The organism is Microbacterium sp. AC035 (assembly GCF_979258485.1).
This window is the reverse complement of the sequence record NZ_OZ409858.1, coordinates 2,027,409-2,050,375: the sequence shown is the minus strand read 5'-3', so window position 1 is coordinate 2,050,375 and position 22,967 is coordinate 2,027,409. Positions and strand designations below refer to the sequence as shown.

The 22,967-nt window shown below is 69.0% G+C and carries 30 protein-coding genes; 17 read left to right on the top strand and 13 right to left on the bottom strand.

What is annotated here, in order from left to right; genetic code table 11:
- Positions 1–73: 73 nt before the first annotated feature.
- Positions 74–466 (top strand): hypothetical protein, encoded by a 393-nt coding sequence (locus ACZ0AA_RS10065; protein WP_400866611.1) that lies wholly within the window; start codon positions 74–76, stop codon positions 464–466.
- A gap of 18 nt (positions 467–484) precedes the next feature.
- Positions 485–1,105, top strand: a complete 621-nt coding sequence (locus tag ACZ0AA_RS10060) for a cyclodeaminase/cyclohydrolase family protein (RefSeq protein WP_463512848.1) — start codon at positions 485–487, stop codon at positions 1,103–1,105.
- 36 nt (positions 1,106–1,141) lie between these two features.
- Here the strand turns inward: ACZ0AA_RS10060 and ACZ0AA_RS10055 are convergent, their stop codons facing one another.
- Positions 1,142–1,777, bottom strand: a complete 636-nt coding sequence (locus ACZ0AA_RS10055; protein WP_463512847.1) for an isochorismatase family protein — start codon at positions 1,775–1,777, stop codon at positions 1,142–1,144.
- 116 nt (positions 1,778–1,893) lie between these two features.
- Here ACZ0AA_RS10055 and ACZ0AA_RS10050 point away from each other — a divergent pair, with 116 nt between their 5' ends.
- Positions 1,894–2,841, top strand: a complete 948-nt coding sequence (locus tag ACZ0AA_RS10050; protein WP_400866602.1) for a GlxA family transcriptional regulator — start codon at positions 1,894–1,896, stop codon at positions 2,839–2,841.
- Positions 2,842–2,847: 6 nt separating this feature from the next.
- Here ACZ0AA_RS10050 and ACZ0AA_RS10045 read toward each other — a convergent pair whose 3' ends face one another.
- Complete coding sequence (locus tag ACZ0AA_RS10045) at positions 2,848–3,252, bottom strand: nuclear transport factor 2 family protein (protein WP_463512846.1); 405 nt, start codon at positions 3,250–3,252, stop codon at positions 2,848–2,850.
- 83 nt (positions 3,253–3,335) lie between these two features.
- Here ACZ0AA_RS10045 and ACZ0AA_RS10040 point away from each other — a divergent pair, with 83 nt between their 5' ends.
- Entirely contained in the window at positions 3,336–3,698 is a 363-nt protein-coding gene (locus tag ACZ0AA_RS10040; RefSeq protein WP_463512845.1) for a winged helix-turn-helix transcriptional regulator, read from the top strand.
- Here ACZ0AA_RS10040 and ACZ0AA_RS10035 read toward each other — a convergent pair.
- The 4 genes from ACZ0AA_RS10035 to ACZ0AA_RS10020 are packed head-to-tail and all read right to left on the bottom strand — an operon-like array spanning position 3,650 to position 7,753.
- Positions 3,650–4,501 (bottom strand): galactosyltransferase-related protein, encoded by an 852-nt coding sequence (locus ACZ0AA_RS10035; RefSeq protein WP_463512844.1) that lies wholly within the window; start codon positions 4,499–4,501, stop codon positions 3,650–3,652. The genes ACZ0AA_RS10040 and ACZ0AA_RS10035 overlap by 49 nt on opposite strands.
- A complete protein-coding gene (locus ACZ0AA_RS10030; protein ID WP_463512843.1) occupies positions 4,498–5,508 on the bottom strand; it encodes a glycosyltransferase in 1,011 nt (336 codons plus the stop codon). Before ACZ0AA_RS10030 ends, ACZ0AA_RS10035 begins: the two co-directional genes overlap by 4 nt.
- Positions 5,505–6,674 carry a glycosyltransferase gene (locus ACZ0AA_RS10025; RefSeq protein WP_463512842.1) on the bottom strand — a complete coding sequence of 390 codons (1,170 nt, stop codon included), beginning with the start codon at positions 6,672–6,674 and terminating at the stop codon, positions 5,505–5,507. Before ACZ0AA_RS10025 ends, ACZ0AA_RS10030 begins: the two co-directional genes overlap by 4 nt.
- Positions 6,641–7,753, bottom strand: a complete 1,113-nt coding sequence (locus ACZ0AA_RS10020) for a glycosyltransferase family 4 protein (RefSeq protein WP_463512841.1) — start codon at positions 7,751–7,753, stop codon at positions 6,641–6,643. Before ACZ0AA_RS10020 ends, ACZ0AA_RS10025 begins: the two co-directional genes overlap by 34 nt.
- An 84-nt stretch (positions 7,754–7,837) precedes the next feature.
- Between ACZ0AA_RS10020 and ACZ0AA_RS10015 the strand changes: the two genes are divergently transcribed.
- The 4 genes from ACZ0AA_RS10015 to ACZ0AA_RS10000 are packed head-to-tail and all read left to right on the top strand — an operon-like array spanning position 7,838 to position 11,345.
- The gene (locus ACZ0AA_RS10015) at positions 7,838–8,767 is read left to right on the top strand and encodes a WcbI family polysaccharide biosynthesis putative acetyltransferase (RefSeq protein ID WP_463512840.1); all 930 of its coding nucleotides are present in this window, start codon (positions 7,838–7,840) and stop codon (positions 8,765–8,767) included.
- Complete coding sequence (locus ACZ0AA_RS10010) at positions 8,764–9,738, top strand: hypothetical protein (RefSeq protein WP_463512839.1); 975 nt, start codon at positions 8,764–8,766, stop codon at positions 9,736–9,738. The genes ACZ0AA_RS10015 and ACZ0AA_RS10010 overlap by 4 nt, the downstream gene beginning before the upstream one ends.
- Complete coding sequence (locus ACZ0AA_RS10005; RefSeq protein ID WP_463512838.1) at positions 9,735–11,036, top strand: glycosyltransferase family 2 protein; 1,302 nt, start codon at positions 9,735–9,737, stop codon at positions 11,034–11,036. Before ACZ0AA_RS10010 ends, ACZ0AA_RS10005 begins: the two co-directional genes overlap by 4 nt.
- Positions 11,037–11,051: 15 nt before the next feature.
- Complete coding sequence (locus ACZ0AA_RS10000) at positions 11,052–11,345, top strand: DUF7882 family protein (RefSeq protein WP_400866573.1); 294 nt, start codon at positions 11,052–11,054, stop codon at positions 11,343–11,345.
- Between the two features lie 26 nt (positions 11,346–11,371).
- Here ACZ0AA_RS10000 and ACZ0AA_RS09995 read toward each other — a convergent pair whose 3' ends face one another.
- Positions 11,372–11,653, bottom strand: a complete 282-nt coding sequence (locus ACZ0AA_RS09995) for a hypothetical protein (RefSeq protein WP_463512837.1) — start codon at positions 11,651–11,653, stop codon at positions 11,372–11,374.
- A 108-nt stretch (positions 11,654–11,761) separates the two neighbouring features.
- Between ACZ0AA_RS09995 and ACZ0AA_RS09990 the strand changes: the two genes are divergently transcribed.
- Positions 11,762–12,088 carry a hypothetical protein gene (locus tag ACZ0AA_RS09990; RefSeq protein ID WP_463512836.1) on the top strand — a complete coding sequence of 109 codons (327 nt, stop codon included), beginning with the start codon at positions 11,762–11,764 and terminating at the stop codon, positions 12,086–12,088.
- 44 nt (positions 12,089–12,132) lie between these two features.
- Here ACZ0AA_RS09990 and dinB read toward each other — a convergent pair whose 3' ends face one another.
- Entirely contained in the window at positions 12,133–13,329 is a 1,197-nt protein-coding gene (dinB, locus tag ACZ0AA_RS09985) for a DNA polymerase IV (RefSeq protein ID WP_463512835.1), read from the bottom strand.
- Positions 13,330–13,409: 80 nt separating this feature from the next.
- Positions 13,410–14,114 carry a hypothetical protein gene (locus tag ACZ0AA_RS09980; RefSeq protein ID WP_463512834.1) on the bottom strand — a complete coding sequence of 235 codons (705 nt, stop codon included), beginning with the start codon at positions 14,112–14,114 and terminating at the stop codon, positions 13,410–13,412.
- A gap of 203 nt (positions 14,115–14,317) precedes the next feature.
- Here ACZ0AA_RS09980 and ACZ0AA_RS09975 point away from each other — a divergent pair, with 203 nt between their 5' ends.
- The 4 genes from ACZ0AA_RS09975 to ACZ0AA_RS09960 all read left to right on the top strand — a co-directional run bounded on the left by ACZ0AA_RS09975 (position 14,318) and on the right by ACZ0AA_RS09960 (position 17,102).
- Positions 14,318–15,037, top strand: coding sequence for a hypothetical protein (locus tag ACZ0AA_RS09975; protein ID WP_463512833.1), 720 nt, complete (start codon positions 14,318–14,320; stop codon positions 15,035–15,037).
- Positions 15,015–15,428, top strand: coding sequence for a phage holin family protein (locus ACZ0AA_RS09970; RefSeq protein ID WP_463512832.1), 414 nt, complete (start codon positions 15,015–15,017; stop codon positions 15,426–15,428). The genes ACZ0AA_RS09975 and ACZ0AA_RS09970 overlap by 23 nt, the downstream gene beginning before the upstream one ends.
- Positions 15,425–15,988: a DUF3618 domain-containing protein gene (locus ACZ0AA_RS09965; RefSeq protein WP_400866552.1), complete on the top strand. Its 564-nt coding sequence runs from the start codon at positions 15,425–15,427 to the stop codon at positions 15,986–15,988. Before ACZ0AA_RS09970 ends, ACZ0AA_RS09965 begins: the two co-directional genes overlap by 4 nt.
- Positions 15,989–16,049: 61 nt before the next feature.
- Positions 16,050–17,102 (top strand): YihY/virulence factor BrkB family protein, encoded by a 1,053-nt coding sequence (locus tag ACZ0AA_RS09960; protein ID WP_463512831.1) that lies wholly within the window; start codon positions 16,050–16,052, stop codon positions 17,100–17,102.
- Between the two features lie 10 nt (positions 17,103–17,112).
- Here ACZ0AA_RS09960 and ACZ0AA_RS09955 read toward each other — a convergent pair whose 3' ends face one another.
- Positions 17,113–17,829, bottom strand: a complete 717-nt coding sequence (locus tag ACZ0AA_RS09955) for a TetR/AcrR family transcriptional regulator (protein ID WP_400866546.1) — start codon at positions 17,827–17,829, stop codon at positions 17,113–17,115.
- 18 nt (positions 17,830–17,847) lie between these two features.
- Complete coding sequence (locus tag ACZ0AA_RS09950) at positions 17,848–18,510, bottom strand: arsenate reductase/protein-tyrosine-phosphatase family protein (protein ID WP_463512830.1); 663 nt, start codon at positions 18,508–18,510, stop codon at positions 17,848–17,850.
- 116 nt (positions 18,511–18,626) lie between these two features.
- On the opposite strand from ACZ0AA_RS09950, the gene ACZ0AA_RS09945 reads away from it, so the two are divergent.
- Genes ACZ0AA_RS09945 through ACZ0AA_RS09935 form a run of 3 tightly spaced genes read left to right on the top strand, consistent with a single transcriptional unit; the run spans position 18,627 to position 20,378 of the window.
- Entirely contained in the window at positions 18,627–18,887 is a 261-nt protein-coding gene (locus tag ACZ0AA_RS09945) for a DUF6458 family protein (RefSeq protein WP_042540012.1), read from the top strand.
- A 7-nt stretch (positions 18,888–18,894) separates the two neighbouring features.
- A complete protein-coding gene (locus tag ACZ0AA_RS09940) occupies positions 18,895–19,569 on the top strand; it encodes a phosphatase PAP2 family protein (RefSeq protein WP_463512829.1) in 675 nt (224 codons plus the stop codon).
- On the top strand, positions 19,566–20,378 hold the full coding sequence (locus ACZ0AA_RS09935) for a DUF1206 domain-containing protein (protein ID WP_463512828.1): 813 nt from the start codon (positions 19,566–19,568) through the stop codon (positions 20,376–20,378). Before ACZ0AA_RS09940 ends, ACZ0AA_RS09935 begins: the two co-directional genes overlap by 4 nt.
- On the opposite strand, the gene ACZ0AA_RS09930 is transcribed toward ACZ0AA_RS09935, so the two are convergent.
- Positions 20,363–20,785: a (R)-mandelonitrile lyase gene (locus tag ACZ0AA_RS09930; protein ID WP_400866533.1), complete on the bottom strand. Its 423-nt coding sequence runs from the start codon at positions 20,783–20,785 to the stop codon at positions 20,363–20,365. The genes ACZ0AA_RS09935 and ACZ0AA_RS09930 overlap by 16 nt on opposite strands.
- 81 nt (positions 20,786–20,866) lie before the next feature.
- Positions 20,867–21,892, bottom strand: coding sequence for a zinc-dependent alcohol dehydrogenase family protein (locus ACZ0AA_RS09925; RefSeq protein ID WP_463513836.1), 1,026 nt, complete (start codon positions 21,890–21,892; stop codon positions 20,867–20,869).
- Between the two features lie 117 nt (positions 21,893–22,009).
- On the opposite strand from ACZ0AA_RS09925, the gene ACZ0AA_RS09920 reads away from it, so the two are divergent.
- Positions 22,010–22,900, top strand: coding sequence for a helix-turn-helix transcriptional regulator (locus ACZ0AA_RS09920; RefSeq protein ID WP_463512827.1), 891 nt, complete (start codon positions 22,010–22,012; stop codon positions 22,898–22,900).
- The last annotated feature ends 67 nt before the right edge of the window (positions 22,901–22,967 follow it).

Below are 22,967 nucleotides of genomic sequence, written 5' to 3'. Positions count from 1 at the left end.
GCCGAGTGCGCAGAGGGCCTTGCGCCGGAGGCCCGCAATGGTTAGCGGTCGCCGCACTCTCTACGATGGGGTGATGCAGGTTGTGGACACTCTCGCTCTGGTCGGTGAGGTGCTTTCCTGGGTGGGGCTCGGCGTCGGTCTTCCTCTGCTCCTGCTGGGTCTCCTCATCCGCACGGTCGAGGGGGCGTGGCTGCCCATCGAGATCGCGGTCATCGAGCGCGACGGTTCGCTGATCGGACGCTGGTTCGCGGGTGGCGACTTCCACGAGAGACCGCTGAAAGGCCACGAGACAGCCACTGCCGAGGACGGCTGGGCCGACGGAGTGGTCAGCGCGAACAACCCCGCCCATGCACGGGTGGGCGAACCGCCTCACACGCGGCGCGTCATCATGACTCTCGGGATCGTGTTCGCCGGCGTCGGGTTCGTGGGCCTCGTGGTGTCGCTGCTTCCGCTGCTGCTGTCTTAGCTCGATAGTGTGACGCTCATGCAGGACTCCGCCGAGATCCCCGCATCCACACCGATGGACGACTGGTTCGACGCATTGAGTCGTCCGACGGGCTCTCCCGGAGGAGGTGCCGCGTCTGGTGTGATGCTGGCGATCGCCGCCTCGCTGATGAGCATGGTCGGCGGGTACTCCGATGGCGACGCGCGAGCGTCGGAGTGCGTCGACCGGCTCGCGCGCACGCGGGCGGAGGCGCTCCAGGCCGTCGAGGCGGATGGCATCGTGTCAGCGAGTTTCGGTGCGGCCCTGGCGCTGGCGACCGACGACCCCTCCCGCGATGAGCGCGTGCGTGACGCCGCCGTCGAGGCGGCCCGGTCGGCGGCGCGGGTCGGGCTGATCGGTGTGGGGATGCTGCAGGAGGTGCGCGTGCTCGTCGAGGCGGGCAACCCCCACATCGTGGTCGATCTCGCGGTGGCGACGGAGGCGCTGCTCGCCGGACTGTCAGGGGCGTCTCTGAACGTGCGCGCGAACCTGCAGATCGCACGTCGTCACGGATCGCCGACAGCGGAGGTCGCTGACCTCGAAGCCGTGATCGACCGCGTGACGGTCGCCAGGCGAGAGGTCGGTCAGATCATCGACGAGCTCTCCTCGCGGATCGACTGACGTCGCGTCAGTCAATCCGGGAGAGCTTCTCCAGCCCTACGCCCGAAACCGGGCGGCTCCGGCCTGTGCGGAGGCAGGCAGATTGTCCTTCGCAAGAGATCGGGCGTCGGTGAGGGCGCTCATCCAGGTCTGGGTCGACGCCACAGCGGCGAAGTTCGAGTGCAGCACGGCCATCAAGGTCTCATGCACGGTTCGTGCGTCGACCTCGCCCGCGCCGTTCGAGATGCTGATGGCGCCGGTGGCGTCCGAGAGGACCTCGACGGCGATGCCGTGCGTCTCAGCCTCAGCTGCAGACGCGATGACGCAGTTGTTGGTCATGTAGCCGACGAGCGTGACGGTGTCGACGCCACGAGTGTGCAGGTGCTCTGCCAGGCCGGTGTCGGCGAAGACCGATCCGAAGCGCTTCGTCACCGAAGTCCAATCGCTCGAGCGGCGGGACTCGATATCCGGATGCAACGCGAATCCGCGGGTGGTGGGATTGAAGATGGGCGCCTGATCTCCCGCCGTGTGCTGCACGACGATGACGGGAATCCCTGCTGAAGTCGCCGCATCGACCGCCGCGGTGATCTGCCCCAACGACGTGCGGACCGGCGGATGCTGGACCTTCAACGGTCCGTCGAAGTACTCCTGCTGGACGTCGATGAGTACCAGGGCGCGATTCGGAGAGGTCAAGGGTGCTCCTTCTGTGGGGGGTGAGGGTCGTGTCCTCAGTCTCGGGGTCTCCCGCCACTCTCACCATTGGCACGAGTGCATCTATACGATGGATTCAGGCCAACGAGGGGAGCGTCGTGAAGATAGCGATCTATGCGTTCGATGGCGTAACCCTGTTCCACCTGTCCGTGCCGCAGATGGTCTTCGATGAGGTGGCTCGACAGAATCTGGGCGACTGGAAGGCAGTTCTCTTCTCCGACCGTGCCGGCGCGGTGCAGACCGCCGAGGGCTACGAGATCGGTGGCGTGAGCGGACTCTCTGCCAGTGCGGATGCCGATCTCATCGTCCTGCCGTCTTGGACAGAGGGCGGCAGGGAGCTCGGTCCCGGTCTGCGCCAGGCGCTCGGGCGTGCCCACGCCCGAGGTGCGGTCATCGCCGGTCTCTGTCTGGGGGCCATCGCGGTGGCAGATCTCGGGTTGCTCCGGGGCCGAAGCGCCGCGACGCACTGGAACGCGGTCGAGGCGCTGGAGCGCAGGCATCCCGATGTCGTTGTCGATTCGACGGTGCTCTACATCGATCATGGCGATGTGCTGACCTCCGCGGGCACGGCGTCCGGACTCGACGCGTGCCTTCATGTCGTGCGATCGCGGCTGGGCGCGGAGGCCGCCAACCAGGTCGCGCGCAGCCTGGTCGTCGCACCGCACCGCGAGGGTGGACAAGCGCAGTACATTCAGCGCCCTGTTCCCCGCCAAGCCGCGCATGACGGGGTGGGAGCGGCAGCGGACTGGGCGCTGCAGAACCTGGGGGAGGACCTCGGTGTCGATCGGCTCGCGCGGGCAGCGCACATGAGTCGTCGTTCCTTCGTGCGTTCGTTTCGCGATTCGATGGGATCGACCCCCGCAGCATGGGTCAGATCCCGCCGCCTCGACGAGGCTCGTCGTCTGCTCGAGACGACGAGCCTTTCAGTCGATCAGGTCGCTGCGGCATGCGGCTTCGGCACTCCCGTCACGCTCCGCCAGAATTTCCGCGCTGCGTTCGGAAGCACTCCCTCGAGTTATCGACGGAGATTCGATGCCCGACCCTGAGCACGCTCAGGCGGGCTGGCCCCAGAATGCGTCCTCGCTCGCGGCATCCTCCGAGAAGAGGTGCACCTCGACGATCTTCCCGTCACGAACCGTGAGGAGGTCGACGCCGTCCATGTCCATCGAGCGGTCGGAGCGGCGGCCGGAGAACCGGACGGGGAGGGCGACCATGTCGCCGTTCGACATGGCGGGCCCTGTGACGGCGAGCACGAAGGTGCCCTCGGACCTCTCCATCATTCCGCCGAGCAGCGCGCCGACGCTGTCGATTCCGGAATGGAGTCCTGAGAACCGGTGCGACCCCGGCTGGTGCCAGACCACGTCGGGATCGAACTGCGCCATGACGGCGGGGATGTCGCCGCGCTCCAGCGCGTCGAAGTACGTTGCGGCAACGGTGGCGGGGCTGAGTTCGGTCATGATCTCTCCTGTGATTCGATGATGTGCCCCCATGGTTACATTCGGTAACCTGTTACCTCAACGTAACCAAAGAAGAGGTTTTGATGAGCGACCCGGTGTGGAACGTCATGCTTCCCACGTGTCCGTCCCGCACCTCGCTGGCGCGGGTGGCGAACAAATGGACTGCGATGATCGTGATCACCCTCAGCGACGGACCGGCGCGTTTCGGAGCGATCAGGGAGCGGGTCGGGGGTATCAGCGGAAAGGTGCTCTCGGAGACGCTTCGCGACCTGGAGCGCGACGGGCTGGTCACGCGCACCGCCTATGACGAGATGCCCCCCAGGGTCGAGTACGACCTCACACCGCTGGGGCGCACGCTTCGAGAGCCGTTAACCGCCCTCGGCCGCTGGGCGGAGGGTCATATCGAAGAGGTCCTCGTGGCGCGCGAGGAATACGACCGTCGATAGCCGTCGCCGTGGGGTTCGACCGCCCCGCCTTCGATGAAGCTGTCTATCCAGCCTCGCATCGGCCACTCGCCCCAGCGCTCGGCGAACAGGGCGCCGTTGCGCAGGATGTCGTCGAGGTGGCGCCACGGCGGAGAACCGGCCGGATGCCACTGGTGGTAGGCATGCGCGCCGCCGACCCATTGCACTCGCATGCCGAGCGACCGAGCCCGTCGGCTGAGGTCCGTGTCTTCGGCGCCGTACCCCTCGTACGCCTCGTCGAAGCCGCCGAGGCGCGTCCACGTCTCCGCGGTCACCGCGAACGACAGCGACCAGAACAGGTCGAACTCGTCGTCCGTCGCCGCCACGATGCTCCCTTCGGCGGGCAGGGGGCGAGCCGGATGCGGTCGGGTCAGGGCGCTGAGTTCGAGCATCGTCGAGGGGCGCTGCACGCTGTGCAGGTAGGTCACCGGTCCGCAGAGCAGGTCGTGCGGGTGCGCCCGCGCGGCGCTGACGTATCTCTCGAGCAGGTCCGGCCCTGGCAGGCAGTCCACATCGAGGAACACCAGCAGGTCGGCACCGTGAGCGAGCGCGAGAGCGGCCGCGGCGTTGCGCGCCGCACCCACGCGCATGCCGTCGCGGCCGGGCGGCACATGGACGAAGAGGGGTGACGACCCTGCGGGGGGTGCGTCGATGTCGAGGCACGCCTCGACGCGCACGACGTCGATCCCCGGCGTGCGCACCTCGTCGAGGAATCGGCGCTGGCGCTGCAGATGGTCGAGACGGTTCACCGATGCCGGAGTGATGACGGCGACGCGGATGGTCATCGGGCCAGCTCCTCGATCGCGGCCGCTGCGCGGGCGGCGGCGCCAGACACCTGCCACACATCCCAGCGAGGTTCGGCGTCGGCCGCGCGTCGGATGCCGTCGAACACGTCGGCAGGCGACGTGTCGGCCGAGACGATCTGGGCCAGGCCGCGCGCGCTGAGCGTCCGGGCCATGTCCTCCTGTTCGCCGAAGGGTCGCTCCTGGGCGATGACGACCGCTCGGGCATCTGCTGCCGCGAGGTCGGCGATGCTGTTCTGACCCGCGGCGCTCACGACGACGGTGGCGCGGCACAGCTGCGGCCACACGTCGTCGACGCGATCGTCTTCGCTCGTTCCCGCCTTCTCGACTGCCCAGCCGGCTTCGGTGAGCAGCTCGATCGTCTGCGCGAGTGTCAGCGGGTCGAGAGCGTGGCCGAGGAACAGCACGCGACGCACGTCGTCGTCCGCGGTGGGGTGGGCTCTGTCGTCATAGCGCGAGATCGCGCCCACCGCTCGCACGCGATCCTCGCGACCGACGAGGGCCTTCGCGGGGATCGTGTCCGGAGCCCAGGGAGCCAGGATGCGGTCCGCGAGGTCGTATCCGAGACGGTGCGGCGCGTCGGTGCGATCGCCGGGCTGTGCGACGGCGATCGTCGGCAGCCCCAGCAGACGAACGAGGGTGGTGACCTCGACGCTGACGTCGACGACGAACACGGAGGTCGGGTGGATGGCCACCCAGTCGGCGATGGCGGCGAGACGAGCCTGGTGCCCGGGGTGCCCCAGCGGCGCCCAGTGCAGGGTGCCCCGGGCGGTGACATCGCCGAGCTCCCGCGCCTCGCGGCGCACTCCGTCGGCACCGGTGACCGCGTCGGAGTCGGAGGGCAGCTGCACCCAGGTCGTCCTCGGGGCCAACGACTCGGGTTCGGGAAGGCTCGAGAACACGGTCACGTCGTCTGCGAGGTGCGGGCGGATCGCCTGCATCCGGGTCACGTGGCCCCACCCATGATGGTGCACGTACCAGCCGATCATGCCCCGACCGCCTCTACGAGATCGTGGGCCGGCACCGCACTCTGAGCGGCGACCGAGAGAACCCGCTCGATCTCGCGATGCTTGTGGTCGAGCGAGTGGCGCGCGGAGGCGGCGTCGCGCACGACCTGGCGAGACAATCCGAGCCGTGACTGCTCGACGAGCGCCGTCGCGGCGTGGGCGAGGGCGTCGGTGTCGGCGGAGGGCACGATGGCGGTGCCGGGGATGCCGGCCAGCACCTCGCTGGTCCCACCGGAGTCGAATGCGGCGACGGGCGTGCCGGTCATGAGCGCTTCGGCCATCACCAGCCCGAAGGGCTCTGACCACACCGGGGTCACGAGAGCGACCGATGCAGCCCCGACGAGGGCCGAGAGCTCGGGCTGTCGCAGTGCTCCGACATAGTCGATGCCGCCCCCGAGGAGCGGTCGGACCTCCCGGTCGAAGTACGCGGCGTCACCCACGCGCCCTGCGAGCTTCAGGCGCGCGCCCGCGCGTCGGGCGGCGATGATGGCGAGGTGCGGTGCCTTCTCGGGAACGATCCGTCCGAACCACACCCAGTCGCCTCGGCCCATCCCCAGGCTCCACTGAGCCGCATCGACGCCGTTGGTGAAGACGAACGCCTCCACGCCCTCAGCCGACCACGCGCGCGCGGTGTACTGGCTGACCGCGAGGAACCTGTGCGGCGACGAGCCGGTGAGCGCGTTCGAGGCGATCACCATGTCGGCGAGGGGCGGTGTGTGCAGCGTCGTGACGACCGGCACGCCGATGTCACGGCTCCAGAGGATCGGATCCCCGTGGAGGCTGTGGTTGTCGATGACGTCGACGCTCGTCGCGGGGGAGTCGAGCCGATCCCGCACCCGCGCGAAGGCGTCGGTCATGAGACGGCGGTGCCCCTCGGGGAAGTCGGTGTCGGACGCATCCCGTGTCTGATGCCACCGAGGGCTCGGCAGATGCAGGTCGGTGTCGTCACCGAGGAAGTCCGACCCCTCCGCCGCGCAGAGCTGCACGTCGTGACCGCGGCTGCGCAGCCAGCGCACGCGGTTCCACACCACGGCCTCGAGGCCGCCGGCGTGCGGCTGGCGAAGGGCGTGACGCTCGGGGGCGACGACCAGCACCCGCAACCGCTCGCGGACGATCACGCGCGTGCCCCCGTCGAGATCTCGGCGCATGCGGTGGCGTAGAGCGCGGCGTGCGCGTCGCGCACAGCCTCCCGTTCGACCACTCTCTCGGATCGTCGTCGATCGACCACCGCCGCTCGGGGCGATGAGGCGCGTGCGTCGGAGGCTCGCGCCACCGCCTCGACCAGCGTCTGCGGGTCGTCGAGATCGATGAGGAAGAAATCGTCCGGATGCTGCGACCCGATGTGCCCGATGTTCGTCCCGGCCACGGGGACCCCCAGGTCGTAGCAGAGTTCGACCCACCCCGAGTGCGTGCCGTGCAGGTAGGGCAGCACGAAGAGGTCGAGTCCGCCGATCCAGGCATCGATGCCCGCGTCGCTCAGCCGCGGAGTGCGGCGCACGCGCACCGCAGAGTGCTCGTCAGCGGCCGCGGTCACGAGGCCGGCGGCCGCGTCGTCCCGGACGCGCTCGTGCATCAGCACCTCGAACTCGACGGTCCGTCCGGTCTGCGCGAGCAGCGCGGCAGCGTCGACGGCCGCGCGGACCACGCGCTCTGCCGCGATGTTGGGACGCAGGTCTCGCAGGTGGATTCCGATCCTCAACGTCTCGTCGACCGTGCGCTCTGCCGCCGCGGCGCCGTCGAGCAGCGTGGGGTGAGCCAGCACCCGACTGCTGCGGTGCCAGCGCCGTTCGATCTCCTTCGCGGCCGTGGAGGTGAGCGTGATGAGGTGATCGGCCGACGGGATGATCACGTCGAGCAGGTCGCGATACGGCCGCTGATCGACCAGCTGCGGGTTCTCCAGGTCGTGCACGGTGTAGACGACCGGGCGGCCGAGCCGATGCGCGGTCTCGAGAGCCCCGCGCAGTTCGTCTGGCGAGAACGACTCGAGGCCGAAGTGCACGTGCAGCACGTCGAAGTCCGCGCCGTGTGATTCCAGCCACTGCGAGGTGAGCGCGACCGGCGGCCACCACACGTCGGCGGGCGCGCCCGGAACAGCGGGGTCGGGCAGCACACGCACACGGTTGGTGTCGGTGATGGCACGCACATAGGGGTGGGCGGCCGGAATCGAGGCGACGCGAATGAGGGCGGGTTCGGTGACGATGTGGTTCTCCGTTGGCGGGCTGAGCACCCGACGTGCGTGTATCGCGATGACGGACGACCGCGGAGCAATGGGGACGCAAGACTGATGAGATCGAGGGGGTACGTTCGAATCATGAGCCATGATCCCGAACTACGCACGGCCGTTGCGCCGGCTGGCTCCCTGGTGCTAGCGCGTCGCCAACACTACTCGGAGTTCTACGGGCTGGCCCCGCTTCCCGAGAGATTCGGCGTCGTGCTCGGCAATTGCCAGGCCGAATCGCTGCGCATGGTGATCGATGCTGCTGAGCATCGCTTCGTGCGCGTTCCCGCCGTGCACGAGATGACCGCCGCCGATGCCGCGCGGCTGCATGAGATCGTGCGCACGGCCGACACCGTCGTGAGCCAGCCCATCCGCGACGACTATCGCGATCTGCCGTTGGGTACGCGCCAGATCGCCGCGGCGACGGACGCCCGGGTGCTGACCGTGCCCCCGGTGCGCTTCGCAGGCCTGCACCCCTTCCAGGCCGCGATCCGCGTGCCCGGAGTCGAGGGCGACCCGCCTGTCGTGGCCTATCACGACATCCGCACGCTCGCGGCCGCCGCCGGCATCCCGGTCGTCGCCGCGCTGACACCCGACCAGGTGCGCGGCGTGGGGCGGTCCTCGATCGACACGCTGCGCGCACGCGAGCAGACAGCGGATGTGCCCGTCTCCGACCTGTTCGACTCGGTCACGGCCGATCACGCGCGCACCGTCAATCACCCGGGTGACGCGGTGTGGATGCCGCTGGGGGCTCGGCTGCTCGAGTCGCTCGGCCACTCGGGCGGGCCGACCGACCCCGGCCGGCCGCTCCTGAATTCAGTGCGGGCGCCGCTGCACCCCGAGGTCATCGAGGCCTGGGCGCTGCCCGACGAACCGCGCGCGCACTGGATCGTCGACGGCGCACCGATCGACGACGCCGAGGTGCGGGCCGCCCACCTCGAGTGGTACGCCGCCCATCCCGAGTTCGTCGACGCCGCCCTGACTCGTCTCTCTGCACTGCTCGACGTGTGGCGGGCTCGGTGAACGCCGCCCCGCTGCTGCTCGTGCACCCGGGCAGCCACGGCGTCGCGATGTACGGGCGGGAGATGGCCTCGGCCGTGCGGGCGCTGGACCCGTCGATCCTGACGATCGACGCAGCGGATCTGGATGCGGCATCGACCGATGACGCGCTGCACGTGCACTTCACCGATCGGCTGTGGGGTGATTCTCCCGAGCAGGCGTCGCTGGCGTTCGGCGCGCTCGCCGCTCGTCGCGCGGTCAGCGTCACGCTGCACGATGTGCCGCAGGCGTCGGACGGCGAGAGGAATCTGCCCCGCCGGCGAGCGGCGTACGCGGCGGTGGCCGCGGCGGCGCGAGGGGTGGCGGTCAACAGCGAGCACGAGCACGAGCTGCTGCGCGAGGAGCGAGTATGGACCGGCCCCGCGGTGAGCATCCCGCTTCCGGTCGCGCTCGATGCCGACGTGCAGCGGATGCCGTCTGACGGGTCCGTCGGTGTGCTCGGCTACTTCTACCCGGGAAAGGGGCATGATGAGGCGGCCCGCGCGGCGGCGCGTGCGGGCATCGGCAGGATGACGGTCCTCGGACGCGCCTCGGAGGGCCACGCGGCCGAACTCGACGACTTCGTCCGCCGAGCCGGTGCCCTCGGGGTCGAGGTCGAGGTGACGGGCTGGCTCGACGACGCGGAGATCGCGAGACGGGGCCGCGCCGTGGCGGTGCCGGTCATCGCACATCGACATGTGTCGGCATCCGGCTCCCTCGCGTCCTGGATCGGCTGGGGACGGCGGCCCGTCGCGGTGCGCAACCGCTACATGGACGAGATGGCGACGCTGCGCCCGGGAACGCTGCAGACGGTCGACGAACCCGATCTCGCGGTCGCGGTGCGGCGGGCCTTCGAGCACCGGGAATCGACCTGGCACGGCCTGACGACGCTGCCGATGTCGTGGCCGGAGGCCGCAGAGGCATACGTGCGCTGGTGGCGAGGGCTGGCGCGGTGACTCGGCGGCCGTGGGTCGTCGGAAACAGGTGGGACACGCTCGACGGTGTGAACCCCGAGACCCTGCCGACGGTGTCGGTGATCGTCGCCCACTACGAGCAGCCGGCTGAGCTCGCCAGGACGCTGTTCGCCCTGTCGATGCAGGACTATCCCCCCGAGCTTCTCGAGATCGTCGTCACCGACGACGGCTCCGTCGGCGACGTCCGTGTGCCGGACGGGGTGATCCTCGTGCGGCAGGAGGACCGGGGCTTCCGCCTGGCGGCCGCACGCAATCTCGGTGTGCGGGCGAGCAGCGGCGAGGTGCTCTGCTTCCTCGATGCCGACACGGTCCCTGAGCCCGGGTACGTGCGTGCTCTCACCCGTCTGCCGGCTCTGCTTCCCGAGGCTGTCACCGTAGGGCGTCGTCGGCACGCGGATTTCTCGGGCATCGCCGCCCAGGTGCCCGTGCTCGAGGCGGTGACCGGTCGTGACCTCCCCGAGCCGGCGTGGCTCGCGCAGGAGTACGCCCGAAGCCGTGATCTGCTCGACGCCGACGATCGGTCGTACCGGTTCGTCATCGGCGCGGTGATCGCCTGCTCGCGGCGCATGTTCGACGAGACCGGCGGTTTCGACGAGTCCTTCTCGACATACGGCGGGGAGGACTGGGAGTGGGCGCACCGGATGTGGCAGGCGGGCGCGGTGCTGGCTCACGTGTCGGCAGCCGTCGCATGGCACGACGGACCGGAATGGGCTGAGCGCAGCGGTTCGGGGCTCGAGCGTGCGAACGCGCAGTCCATGAGACTCGTCTCGTCGATCCCGGTGAGCGGTTCCGCCCCGCGAGGTCTGCTGTCGGACGTGCCCGACCTCGTGGTCAGGCTGCGCGGAACGCACACCGCGGAAGCGCTGTTCATCGCGGTGGATTCGATGCTCGCCGCGTTCCCCCTGGCGCGGGTCGTGATCGATTCGGCGATCACTCCGTTCGAGGGAGATCCGCGCGTCGTGGTCGGCGGCGACGGGTTCGACGCCCGGGCGGTCTGGGAACTCGATCGACCCGTCGTGATCCTCGACCCCTCCTGGATCGCGGAGCGCGTCGCGGGCCTCGGCGTCGGCGACGTCGGCACCGTCGATCTCCTCGATGCCGAGGGTTCGCCGCTGGGAGCGCTGCGCTCGCGGCGAGCGATGCGCCGAGCCGTGCGGTGGGGCACGACAGAGACCTTCGAGTCCCACCGGGCCGCCGCGGACGGCGTCTTCCTGCTGCGCTCGGACCCGCGAGTGGAGGCGTGGGTCGGCGGATGGGGCGCGCGCGATCAGTTCTGCTGAGCGTACAGTTCTCGTATGGGGAAACTTGAGTACAACAGCTCCCGGCCCGCGATCGAGATCGAGGACGCGACCTTGGCGCACGTCAAGATCGTGATCGGCACGAAGCTGCGCCGCAACGAGAGCTTCATGATGACCTGGCTGTCGAAGCCCGAGGGCGCGGCGGGTCGTCTGACCATCTGGGTGCACCCTGCCATTCCGCTCGTGTTCGAGTTCGATCTTCCGACCGTGCAGGCGATCGACCCCGCGCGGGTCGCTCACATGATGGATCAGCTGAACTCGCGGGGCGAACTCGTGCTCGACCAGCTCTGAGCCGTCACGGCCCGTCAGCGTTCGGGTCAGAGCAGGTCGTAGTGCCCGCCAAAGGGGAAGTCGACGTCTCCTGTGTCGCGGGCGTCGAAGAGCACCGTCGACACGTTGACGGACACCTGTGAGCGGGGAGTGATCAGAAGACTCACCTCGCGGTTGCCGACGACGACGAACTCGACGAACGTGCCGGCCGTGGTGACCGCCTCTTCGATGCGCCGTTTGAGTTCGCCGGGGTCCTGGTCCTGAGCGAGTCGGTAGGTGATCCCGTCGGCCAGGATCTCCGTCTGCACCATCGTCTGCTGTTCTGCCATGCACTCCACATTACGAGGCATGCGGCCTGTTTCGGCAAATCGCTATCAGGCGTACCAGGTCGGGGCAAGGGGCGCGGTGAACCGCGGGAACTGCTCTAGAACAGAACCATGCAGACGATCATCTACGGCGGCGACGCCTATCTGACGGGGAATGAGATCGCGGATGCGCTGCTGGCATACGGACGTGCGCTGGGCCAAGAGGAACGCGCCGAGCTCGTCGAGATCCCGGTGCGCGAGCCCGACGGCGGAGTGGTCACGGCGAAGTTTCTGATCGGTCCTGCCAGCCAGATCGTGGCTAAGGAAGTGCCCGGGAAGGGGCCCGAACTCGAAGACCCCGAGCTGGTCGAACGCCTGCGCACACTCACCCGCGGAGTCGAATCGCCCACGGCCGCTCCGGTGGACATGTCCGACGACGACGCCTACGACCTCGGCTAGAGCCACGGCCGTCGCGGCGGGAGCGCTGCTCGGAACCCGAGCGGTCACTGATGTTCGGGGAGGATCGGGCTGGACCACCCGGGGTCGCGGCCCATCTGCGCCGCACGCGAGACCGACGTCGTGCCGAAACGGTCGCGCAGCGTGTCGAGCACCGCGTCGAGCCGCTCTTCGTCGCCCCAGTCGATCGGCAGCTCGGGCTGCACCCGGTCGGCCTGATCGAGGTGAGACAGCGACAGCCCGATCAGGGTGATGCCGCGCTCGGCGATCTCGGGACGCGCTGCGGCGAGGAGCGTTCGGGCGACAGTGAGCAGAATCGCCGTGCGGTCGGTGGCCGAGCCGAGCGTGCGCGATCGGGTCGCCTTCGCGAAATCACCGAAGCGCAGCCGCAGCACCACCGCCCGGCAGACGCGGTCCCCGTCGCGCAGCCGCCGCGCGAGCCGGTCGACGATCTGCGTCAGGATCAGGTCGAGTTCCTCGGCCGAGCGCGGGTGGCTGCCCAGTGCGCGCTGCGATCCGATCGATCCGCGGCGCTGGGTCGTGTCGACCGGGCGCGGATCCCGCAGCCGGGCAAGGGCGTGCAGATGCGCGCCGACTGCCCTGCCCAGCATCCGCTCGGCGGTGGCGGCCTCGAGTTCAGCCAGCTGACCGACGGTGCGGATGCCGTAGCGCTGCAGCTTCTCGGCGGTGACCGCGCCCACACCCCACAGCCGCTCGACCGGCAGCGGACGCAGGAACTCCTCTTCGCGTTCGGGCTCGATCACGAGCAGTCCGTCGGGCTTGCTGACGGCGCTCGCGACCTTGGCGAGGAACTTCGTGCGCGCGACCCCGACGGAGATCGCCAGTCCGACCTCGGTGCGCACTCGCTCGCGCAGCCGCATCGCGACCTCTTCGGGGGTGCCGACGATGCGGCGCAGTCCGCCGACCTCGAGGAACGCCTCGTCGATCGAGAGTCCTTCGACGAGCGGCGTCGTGTCGCGGAAGATCGCGAAGACGTCTCTGCTGGCCGCTGAGTAGGCGTCCATGCGCGGCGGCACGACCACGGCATCCGGGCAGAGTCGCAGTGCCTGTCGTCCGCCCATCGCGGTGCGCACCCCTCGGGCCTTGGCCTCGTAGCTCGCAGCCAGAACGACGCCGCCGCCCACGATGACCGGCCTGCCGCGCAGCGCCGGCGCGTCACGCTGTTCGACCGAGGCGTAGAACGCGTCGAGGTCGGCGTGCAGCACGGTGGCTTCGCCCCGCATCCCGTCCTCCCGTCGACGTGCAGATCGTCGCACGGGCCGGGGACATCGGCGCGGGTCGGGGCGCGACCTCTCGGCAGGGCCTAGGTCCCGAGGCCCACGCGATCGACCTTGCGGTGGTACCGCATACCGGTGATGCCGCCGAGCACAGCACCCACGAGGGTCACGACGGCGGCGCCGACTGCCGTGAGGATGCCGGTGATGGTCGCCGTCTCGGCGGTGACCGGAATGCGGGGGAAGCCCTGCAGGTTGCCGAGGATGTCCCACTGCGAGCCGGCGATCGCGGCGAAGACGGCAATGACGATCGCGATCGCGATCGCCCAGATCCAGACCGCGACGCCCTGTTTGGCTCCACTGAAACGAGCCATGCGGCCGGCGACGTATCCGCCGGCGAAGTAGGCGACGAGCAGCACCGCGCCGATGACGATCGCGGCGATGATGGCACCGCCGCCTACCGCGGCCTCCGCCGCCTCATCGGCAGTGACATCGCCGCCGAGGCCGAGGGCTGCGCCGATCGCCGAGACGAGAGCGGTCAGCAGCACCGTGGCTCCCATCGCGGTCAGCCAGCCGAAGAACGCCGATCCGAACTTGAAGCCGCCGAACTCGGCCTTCTCGCGATCATGGACCTCGTTGCGGTTGATGACATCGCGATCGGCGGGTGCGACGCGATCGACGGGCACGACGTCGCGATCCGCGGGCACGACGACGTGCTCGGAGCCCGGGGCGGTGACCGGGGTGCCGGCCTCGCGGGGCGGACGGGAATCTGGCGTGCTGTCGGATGCGCTCATGCTGCGACAGTAGGGATCCGTCGCCCGTCGAAGAAGGCGCTTGTTCGCAGGGCGACATGCGCGTATAAGGGCGCGACTTACGGCGTAAGCCCACGCGGTTTACACCGTAAGTCTGATGTGCGCAAGGGACGTGGTGAGATGCGATGAGGAGGTTTAGAAAGGGCCGACCGATCGCATCCGATCGGACCGCGAAAGGAGCCACCATGTCGGACAACCCTGAGACGACGAGCCCCCGAGGCTCGGGCATGCAACCCACGAATCCGTCAGGAAAGGTCGATGCTGCCAAGCACGAGGCCGCTGACCTGAAGGACACCGCTTCGACCCAGGCGCAGGACGTCCTCGGCACGGCCAAGGACGGAGCAGCCAGCGTCATCGGCGAGGCGAAGACCCAAGCCAAAGACCTCTACGCGCAGACCCAGCGCGAGCTGACGGAACAGGCGAACACCCAGCAGCAGCGTCTGGCCGGCGGTCTCCGCTCGGTCAGTGACGAGCTCGGGTCGATGGCCTCGAACTCGACCGGCGGCGGAATCGCCGGCGATCTGGTGCAGCAGGTCTCGGGTCGCCTGTCGGCCTTCTCGACGTGGCTCGGCGACCGCGACCCGAGCTCGGTCCTCACCGAGGTCAAGGGCTACGCCCGCCGCAAGCCGGGAACCTTCATCCTGGCTGCAGCGATCGTCGGCGTCGTCGCGGGTCGGTTGACTCGAGCACTCGCCGCGAACGTCTCGGACGACAAGGGCGCCTCCCCGACATCCACGTCGGTGCCTGCGCCCGCACCGGTGCAGGTGCACCCGGATCCGTCCGTCCCTGTCCCGGTCGCGACGACCGCTGAAGCGCCTGGCGCGACCCCGCTCTACGCGCAGACCGCGTCAGAACGACCGGACATCCTCGGGGAGGCCGGTCATGACCGAACCCACGCCCTCTGAAGCCAAAGCCGCGTCGACCTCGCTCGGGGATCTGCTCGGCGAGGTGACCCGTGACATCTCGACGCTCATGCGCCAGGAGGTCACGCTCGCCAAGGCCGAGCTGAAGGACTCCGCTGCCAAGTCCGCCAAGGGAGCAGGGCTCATGGGTGCTGCTGGCTACGGCGCGCTGATGGCCGTGTTCTTCCTGTCCGTCGCCCTGTGGTGGGCGCTGGGCACGCTCATCGGCGGTGGTTGGTCAGGCGTCGTGGTCGCAGTGGTCTGGGCGATCATCGCCGCGATCCTGTTCTTCGTTGGCCGCGGCCAGTTCTCGCAGGTCGAGGGCGCCCCCCAGACGGTGGACACCCTGAAAGAGATACCCGAAACGTTGAGAAGGAATGAGGAGAACCGATGAGTGATTCACCCGATGCTATCCGCGCCGACATCGAGCGCACCCGTGAAGACCTTGGCCTGGACGTCGACGCCCTCGCCGACAAGGTCTCGCCGTCGAAGATGGTCGACCGCCAGATGGACCGTGTTCGCGGCGTCTTCGGATCCGTCCGCGAGCGCGTGATGGGTGCCGCAGACGACGCCGGCTCTTCGCTCACCGGTGCGGGGTCGCACATGGGAGATGTGAAGGACCGCGCGGTCGCCAAGGCCGAGGGCAACCCGATGGCGGTCGGCCTGATCGCCTTCGGGGCCGGCCTGCTGCTCGCCTCACTGTTCCCCGCGTCGTCGAAGGAGAAGGACCTCGCCGCCGACGTCAAGGATCGGACGCAGCCCCTGGTCGACGAAGTCACGGATGCCGCGAAGGAGGTCGGCGAGCACCTCAAGGAGCCCGTCAAGACGTCGGTCGCCTCGGTGCAGGAGTCGGCGCAGGATTCGGTCGCCGCCGTCAAAGATGAGGCTCAGACCGCCGCACACGAAGTGAAGGACCAGGCGCAGCACTCCCGCGAGAACCTCGCGAACAGCTGACCCGCACGGACCAGGCGGACCCGCCTCGCGGCGGGTCCGCCGTCACGATGGAGGATCCTCGATGAACAGCACCACGCGCCGTCACGACCGCACTGCCCCGGACCCTGAGGTGGCGGACAAGCCCGACTCTCCCGACGATCTGCACAAGCGCTCATGGAAGTACGTCCTGCAGAAGACGATCCGCGAGTTCTCCTCCGATCAGTGCACCGACATCGCCGCGGCACTGACGTACTTCGCGGTGCTCTCGATCTTCCCCGGCCTCATCGCGGTCTTCTCGCTGCTCGGGGTGTTCGGGCAGGGACAGGCCGCCAGCGACGCAGTGCTCGAGATCGTCGAACAGGTCGCTCCGGGTGACACGGCAGACGCGATCCGCGGACCCATCGAGCAGATCGCGGGTTCCGCGGCCGCCGGATTCGCTCTGGTGACCGGCATCCTGTTGGCGATCTGGTCTGCCTCCGGGTATATCGGGGCGTTCAGCCGGGCCATGAACCGCATCTATGAGATCGAAGAGGGTCGGCCCTTCTGGAAGCTCAAGCCGACCCAGCTGCTCGTCACGATCATCACGATCGTGCTTCTCGTGGTCGCTGCGGTGATTCTCGTCGTCTCAGGCCCCGTCACCGATGCGGTGGGAGACGCGCTGGGCCTCGGCGACGTGCCGAAGACGATCTGGTCCATCGTCAAGTGGCCGGTGCTCGCCCTTCTCGTCGTGCTGATCGTCGCGATCCTCTACTACGCCACCCCGAACGCCAAGCAGCCGAAGTTCCGCTGGATCAGCATCGGTGCTCTCCTGGCGATCATCGTCCTGGGCCTGGCCACCCTCGGCTTCGGGTTCTATGTGGCGAACTTCTCCAACTACGACCGCACCTACGGCTCTCTCGCCGGGATCATCGTCTTCCTGCTCTGGCTGTGGATCGCCAACCTCGCTCTGCTGTTCGGTGCGGAGTTCGACGCCGAGCTCGAGCGCGGGCGCCAACTGCAGGCCGGGATCGCGGCCGAAGAGGACATCCAGCTCCCTCCCCGCGATACGCGCAAAAGCGACAAAGCAGCCGAGAAGGAGCAGAAGGACATCGACGAGGGGCGGAGGATCCGCACGGAAGCCGGCGCGGACGACTGATCCGAGCGCGCTACTGCGTGAGCCGGAGATTCAGGCGATCGAGGAGGGCTTCGAGCGAGATGTCGAATTCCTCGTCGCTCCGCTCCTCACTCAGCAGCGGACGGAGACGCACGACCTCGGGCGCATTGGCCAGATCCTTCTGCCCGTCGTGCTCGGGGATGTCCGCTCCGCCCTCGTCCAGCGGCTCGGATGCGGGCCCGGTGTCTGCTCCGCGCACGGCGGACTCCAGAAGCAGGTGGCCCAGGAGCAGACTGGTGAACGAGCGATACGCGTCGACGGCCTGCTCGTCCGTGAACCCGTAGCCGATCAGCGCGCTCAGGAAGGTGTCGACCACCTCGACGCTCCGCAGGGGTGGTCGCAGCCACGGTGCCGCGGGGTGGCGCGTGGCTACGAGCGGGAACGCTCTCGGGTGGGCGATCGCGATGCTGCGGACCTCATGCGCGACGGCCTGAAGAAAACCCTGCCAGTGCTCGGTGAGGGTCGGATCGAGGTTCGCGTTCAGGTTGCCCATGAGCCGGGCGACGACGCCCTCGAGCAGATCTTCGCGCCCGTTGACGTACCGGTAGAGCGACATCGCCTCGACACCGAGCTGCTGCGCCAGCGATCGCATCGACAGGGCCTGTGGGCCGATGGTGTCGATCTGCGCCAGAGCGGTGCCGATGATCAGCTCTCGGCTCAGACCCGGAGGTGCGGGGCGAGCCGGCTTCGGCTGCGAACGTTTCGGCATGCCCCCACGGTACTCGGCTCAGGCGGCGACGAGGCGAGAAGAGAAGGTGCGGATGCGGTGGACGAGCGCGTCGAACGTGGCGTCGAAGGCGGCGGCTGTGCCGATCCTGGCGGGGTCGCGGACCGACCAGTGCAGGTCGTCGCTGTCGCGAAGTCGTTCGTGGGCGTCGTCGCACACTGTGATCACCAGGTCGCCGTCGGTGCGCACGTCGTCGAGGTGGCGGGGATGATGATCGCTGTCTATGGCGAGCCCGTGGCGGGCGGCCGCCGCGGTAGCCTCGGGGTTCACCGCCTCGGCTGGTCTGGTGCCTGCCGAGGCGACGGCCACCGGGCTCACGCCGCGCCAGATGACCTCGGCGAGCTGCGATCGCGCGGAGTTCGCCGTGCAGACGAACAGCACCCGCCGCGGGGGAGTGAAGCTGGGCGGCGCGAGCGTGTCGAAGACCTCGGGGCGCAGGCCGATGTAGCTGCGTCTGCGGTCGAACTCGGAGCGGGCGCGGGTGATGATCTGCGCCGACTCGAGCACGCCGAGATGGTGGGCGATCAGGTTCGAGCGCAGATCGAGCGTCGTCCCGATCTCGGAGGAGGAGAGGTCGCCCAGGGTGAGCAGGTCGACGATGCGCAGGCGCGTCTGATCGGCGAGTGCGGCGAAGATGCCGGCGCGGCGTTCGAGATCGGTCATCGTCTCCATCCATATCACGCGGCGGAGGGTGTGTCCATGGCCATTGACTCAATCTGCATTGACCCTATTCTGGTCGTCGCGAGTCCGCGAACGCGGGCCCGGAGAGGAATGGACATATGGGTATCGGAAGCGGAATCGCGCTCTTCGTCATCGGAGCGATCCTCGTCTTCGCACTCAACATCGACACCGGCGGTTACGTCGATCTCGACCTGATCGGCTACATCCTCATGGGCGCAGGAGTCGTCGTGTTCCTGATCAGCCTCATCCTCGTGATGCGCAGTCGGCGCACCGAGACCGTCGACCGCACCGCCGTCGACCCCGCGACCGGCGAGCGTGTCACCCGCCGCAGCATCCGCGACAACGAGCCCCTCGCCTGATCCCGGCATGACCGAGGCGCAGCGCGGCACCGGCGCGATCGTCGTCGGTGCCGCAGCGACTCTCGCGTTCGTCGTGCTTCGGGCCGCAGTGGCCCTCGGCGGTCATCAGCCGCTCGCCATCGACATCTGGTGGCACGACCTCATGGTGGCGTTGAGCAGCGACGCCTGGCTCGTCGTCGCCTGGGTGCCTGCCGTCATCGGCGGCACGATCGGCATGATCGTGGTCGGCGCGCTGCTGATCGCCGCCTTCCTCTGGCGCGGTCGGCGGTGGGATGCGGCGACGCTGGCGATCGCGATGGTCACCGTGGTCGCGATCGGCGCGACCATGGCTGCGGTGATCGGCCGCACGCGTCCGATCGACTCGCTGGCAGAGAGCGTGGCGACCTCGTTCCCGTCCGGGCACACCGCTGTCGCCACGACGGTCGTGGTGATCCTCGGACTCGTGCTGCGTCGCGGATGGGTCTGGGGCGTCGGTGTCGCGTGGGTCGCGCTCATGATGTGGAGCCGCACCTACCTCCACGCCCATTGGCTCAGCGATGTGGTCGCGGGAATGCTCGAGGGCGTCGCCGTCGCCACGTTCGTCTGGGCCTGTGTCTCGGCGATGCGCGCGCGCCGCCTCGCTCGGGACCGCAGCATGTCAGACATCTCCGAAGAACCGATCGAAAGCACAGTGAACCCATGAACACTCGCGACTCGGCCGCCTCCACCGCGAGGGCCGCTCAGGACTCGACCGCCTTCCGCGTCCTCGCCCGCGTCGGCTATGTCGTGCTCGGCATCCTGCACATCCTCATCGGCGGGATCGCGATCTCGATCGCCACGGGCGGCGGCGGCGAGAACGCCGACCAGGGCGGCGCCATGCAGCAGATCCAGGAGTCGCCCGCTGGCGTGTTCCTGCTCTGGCTGATCGTGCTCGGACTGCTCGCACTCGCGATCTGGCAGATCGCCGAGGCCGTCGTCGAGCGTGACCCCGATGCGAAGAAGATGTGGGCGCACCGGGCGAAGTTCGTGGGCACTGCCGTCGCCTACCTGGCGATCGGTGCGACGGCTCTGGTCTATGCGCTCGGCGGCCAGTCGCAGTCGTCCGAGTCGTCGCAGTCGTTCAGCGCGAAGCTGCTGGCGGTGCCCGCGGGCGTCGTGCTGCTCGTGCTGGTGGGACTCGGAGTGGCCGCCGTCGGGATTGCCTTCATCGTGCGGGGATTCACCCGCGCCTTCATGAAGCACCTCACCGTGCCCTCAGGGAAGGCGCGATCGGGCATCACCGCCTTCGGCATCGCCGGCTACGTCGCCAAGGGCATCGCGGTCGCCGTGGCCGGCGTGCTCTTCGTGATCGCGGCGCTCACCCACGACCCGGAGACCGCGGGCGGCCTGGACTCGGCGCTGCGCACCCTCGCCGGACTGCCGTTCGGTGCCGTCATCCTGTGGGTCGTCGGCGCCGGTCTCGCCCTCTACGGCCTGTTCTGCTTCGCCCGCGCGCGCTACGCCCGGATGTGAGTCGAGGGCCGCCCGTCGTACTCCGCGTCGGTGATGTGCTCTTTCCAGATGGTCGTCGTCGCGGGGTCGTCGCCGCTCTCGAGCATCGCGATGTGCTCCATGAACGTGCCCTCCGCCGACGCGTGCCAGTGATCCTGGCCCGGTGGGGTGTAGAGCGTCTGCCCCGGGTGCACTTCGATGATCTCGCCGTCGCGGGTGCCGAAGCGGGCGATTCCCTGGGTCACACGCAGGTACTGTCCTCGCGCATGCGAGTGCCAGGCCGTGCGGGCACCCGGTGCGAACTTCACGATCGCGACCGACATGCGCTGGTCGCTCTCATGCGGCACGGCGATCATGTCGACCCAGACGTCACCGGCGAACTGCTCCGGCGGGTTCTTGGCGGTCGGCTGGACGGGTTCGAGGTTCATTGCTCCACTCCTTCTCTGTGCGGCGGGCGGTGTCTGCGACGGGAGGGCCGTGGTCGACGACCCTCCCGTCGCAGGACGGGTTCAGTCGGTGGTGAGCAGCACCTTGGTGGCGCGACGCTCGTCCATGGCCTCGTATCCCTCGGCCGCCTGCTCGATGGGCAGCGTCAGGTCGAAGACGATGCCCGGATCGATCTGGTCGGTCATGATGAGGTCGATCAACTCGGGGAGGAAGCGGCGCACGGGCGCAGGGCCGCCCAGCAGGCTGACGGTCGAGAAGAACAGGTCGAGTCCGTCGAGCTCGACGCCGTGGCTGACGCCGACGTAGCCGACGTGACCGCCCGGACGCGTGGCGTGGATCGCCTGCATCATCGACTCCTGCGTGCCGACGGCCTCGACCGTGGAGTGCGCGCCGTAGCCGCCGGTGAGCTCCTTGATCTTCGCGACGCCGGCATCGCCGCGCTCCTCGACGATGTCGGTTGCCCCGAACTTCGTCGCGAGAGCCTGGCGATCGGCGTGACGTGACATCGCGATGATGCGCTCGGCACCGAGCTGCTTGGCGGCGAGGATGGCGAGCAGTCCGACGGCCCCGTCTCCGACGACCGCCACGGTCTTGCCCGGCCCCGCCTCGGCGGCGACGGCGGCGAACCAGCCCGTGCCGAGAACATCGGATGCCGCCAGCAGGCTGCGGGTCTGCGCCGGGGTCGGATCGCCCTCGACCGCGACGAGCGTGCCGTCGGCGAGGGGGATGCGCGCGTAGTCGGACTGCGTGCCGACGCCGCCCATCATGACCTGGTGGATGCACCGCGACTGGAAGCCGGCCTGGCAGATCTCGCACGTGTTGTCGGAGGCGACGAACGACCCCACGACGAAGTCGCCGACCTTGATGTCGTGGACCTCGTCGCCGATCTGCTCGACGACCCCGATGTACTCGTGGCCCATGGGCGTGGGGCTGTTCACCGGCTCGATGCCGCGGTACGGCCAGAGGTCCGATCCGCAGATGCAGGCGGCACTGACCCGGATGATCGCATCCGTGGGCTCGACGATGGTGGGCCTGGCGATCCGGTCGACGCGGACGTCTCCGGGGGCGTGCATGATGACGGCGCGCATGGTGTCTGTGCTCATGGTGTCCAGCCTGCACCTCCCGCGGCGCGAGAGGGAGTCCCTGTCGAGGGGTGTACTGCGAGTGCCTCCCTCAACGCGTCGGTGCGGGGTAGCGTCCTGAGCATGGACAACAGATCCGAGGTCCGCGAGTTCCTCATGACCCGCCGCGCGCGCGTCACGCCGGAGTCGGTCGGCATCGCGCCCGGCACGAACCGACGAGTCGAGGGATTGCGACGCAGCGAGGCGGCGGCTCTCGCCGGCGTCAGCGTGGAGTACTACGCCAAGCTCGAGCGGGGCGCGATCGCGGGAGCCTCGGCGGCCGTGCTCGACTCCCTAGCGTCGGCTCTTCAGCTCGATGAGGCCGAACGGGCGCACCTTCTCGATCTCGCCCGTGCGGCCGACGGCATCCCTTCGAGTGGCCGCTCTCGGCGGCGCACGTCGAAGCCCGGTGCCACCCGCCCCAGCCTGGAGTGGGCGCTGGCGTCGATCACCGACGCGATCGCGTTCGTCCGCGACCCCCGTCAGAACCTGGTCGCCACGAACGACCTCGCCCGCGCGTTCTACTCGCCGGTGATCGGCGACGGCGGGCGCACCCCGAATCTCGCCCGCTTCCAGTTCCTCGACCCGGCGGCGCGGGAGTTCTATCCGGATTGGGATCTCTTCGCCGAGATGTGCGTCGCGATCATGCGCGCCGAAGCCGGGCGCGATCCCCACGACAAGGGCCTGCAGGATCTCGTGGGCGAGCTGTCGACCCGCAGCGCGACGTTCCGGCGGCTGTGGGCGGCGCACGATGTGCGTATCCACGGCGCCGGCACGAAGCGGTTCCACCATCCGCTCGTCGGAGAGCTGACGCTCGCGTACGAAGAGCTCGCCATCACGGCCGAACCGGGCAACGTGCTGCTGGTCTATTCGGCCGAACCGGGCTCGCCCTCGGCCGAGCGCCTCGCGCTGCTCGCCTCATGGTCGACGCGGCAGCGCAGCGCCGAGCCCGCGAGCGACGCGACCCGAGGCTGACGTCCCCTCCCGTCCCAGATGGTTGCTTCCGGTCTACAGTTGCACTTTCGCAACCAATAGGCGTATA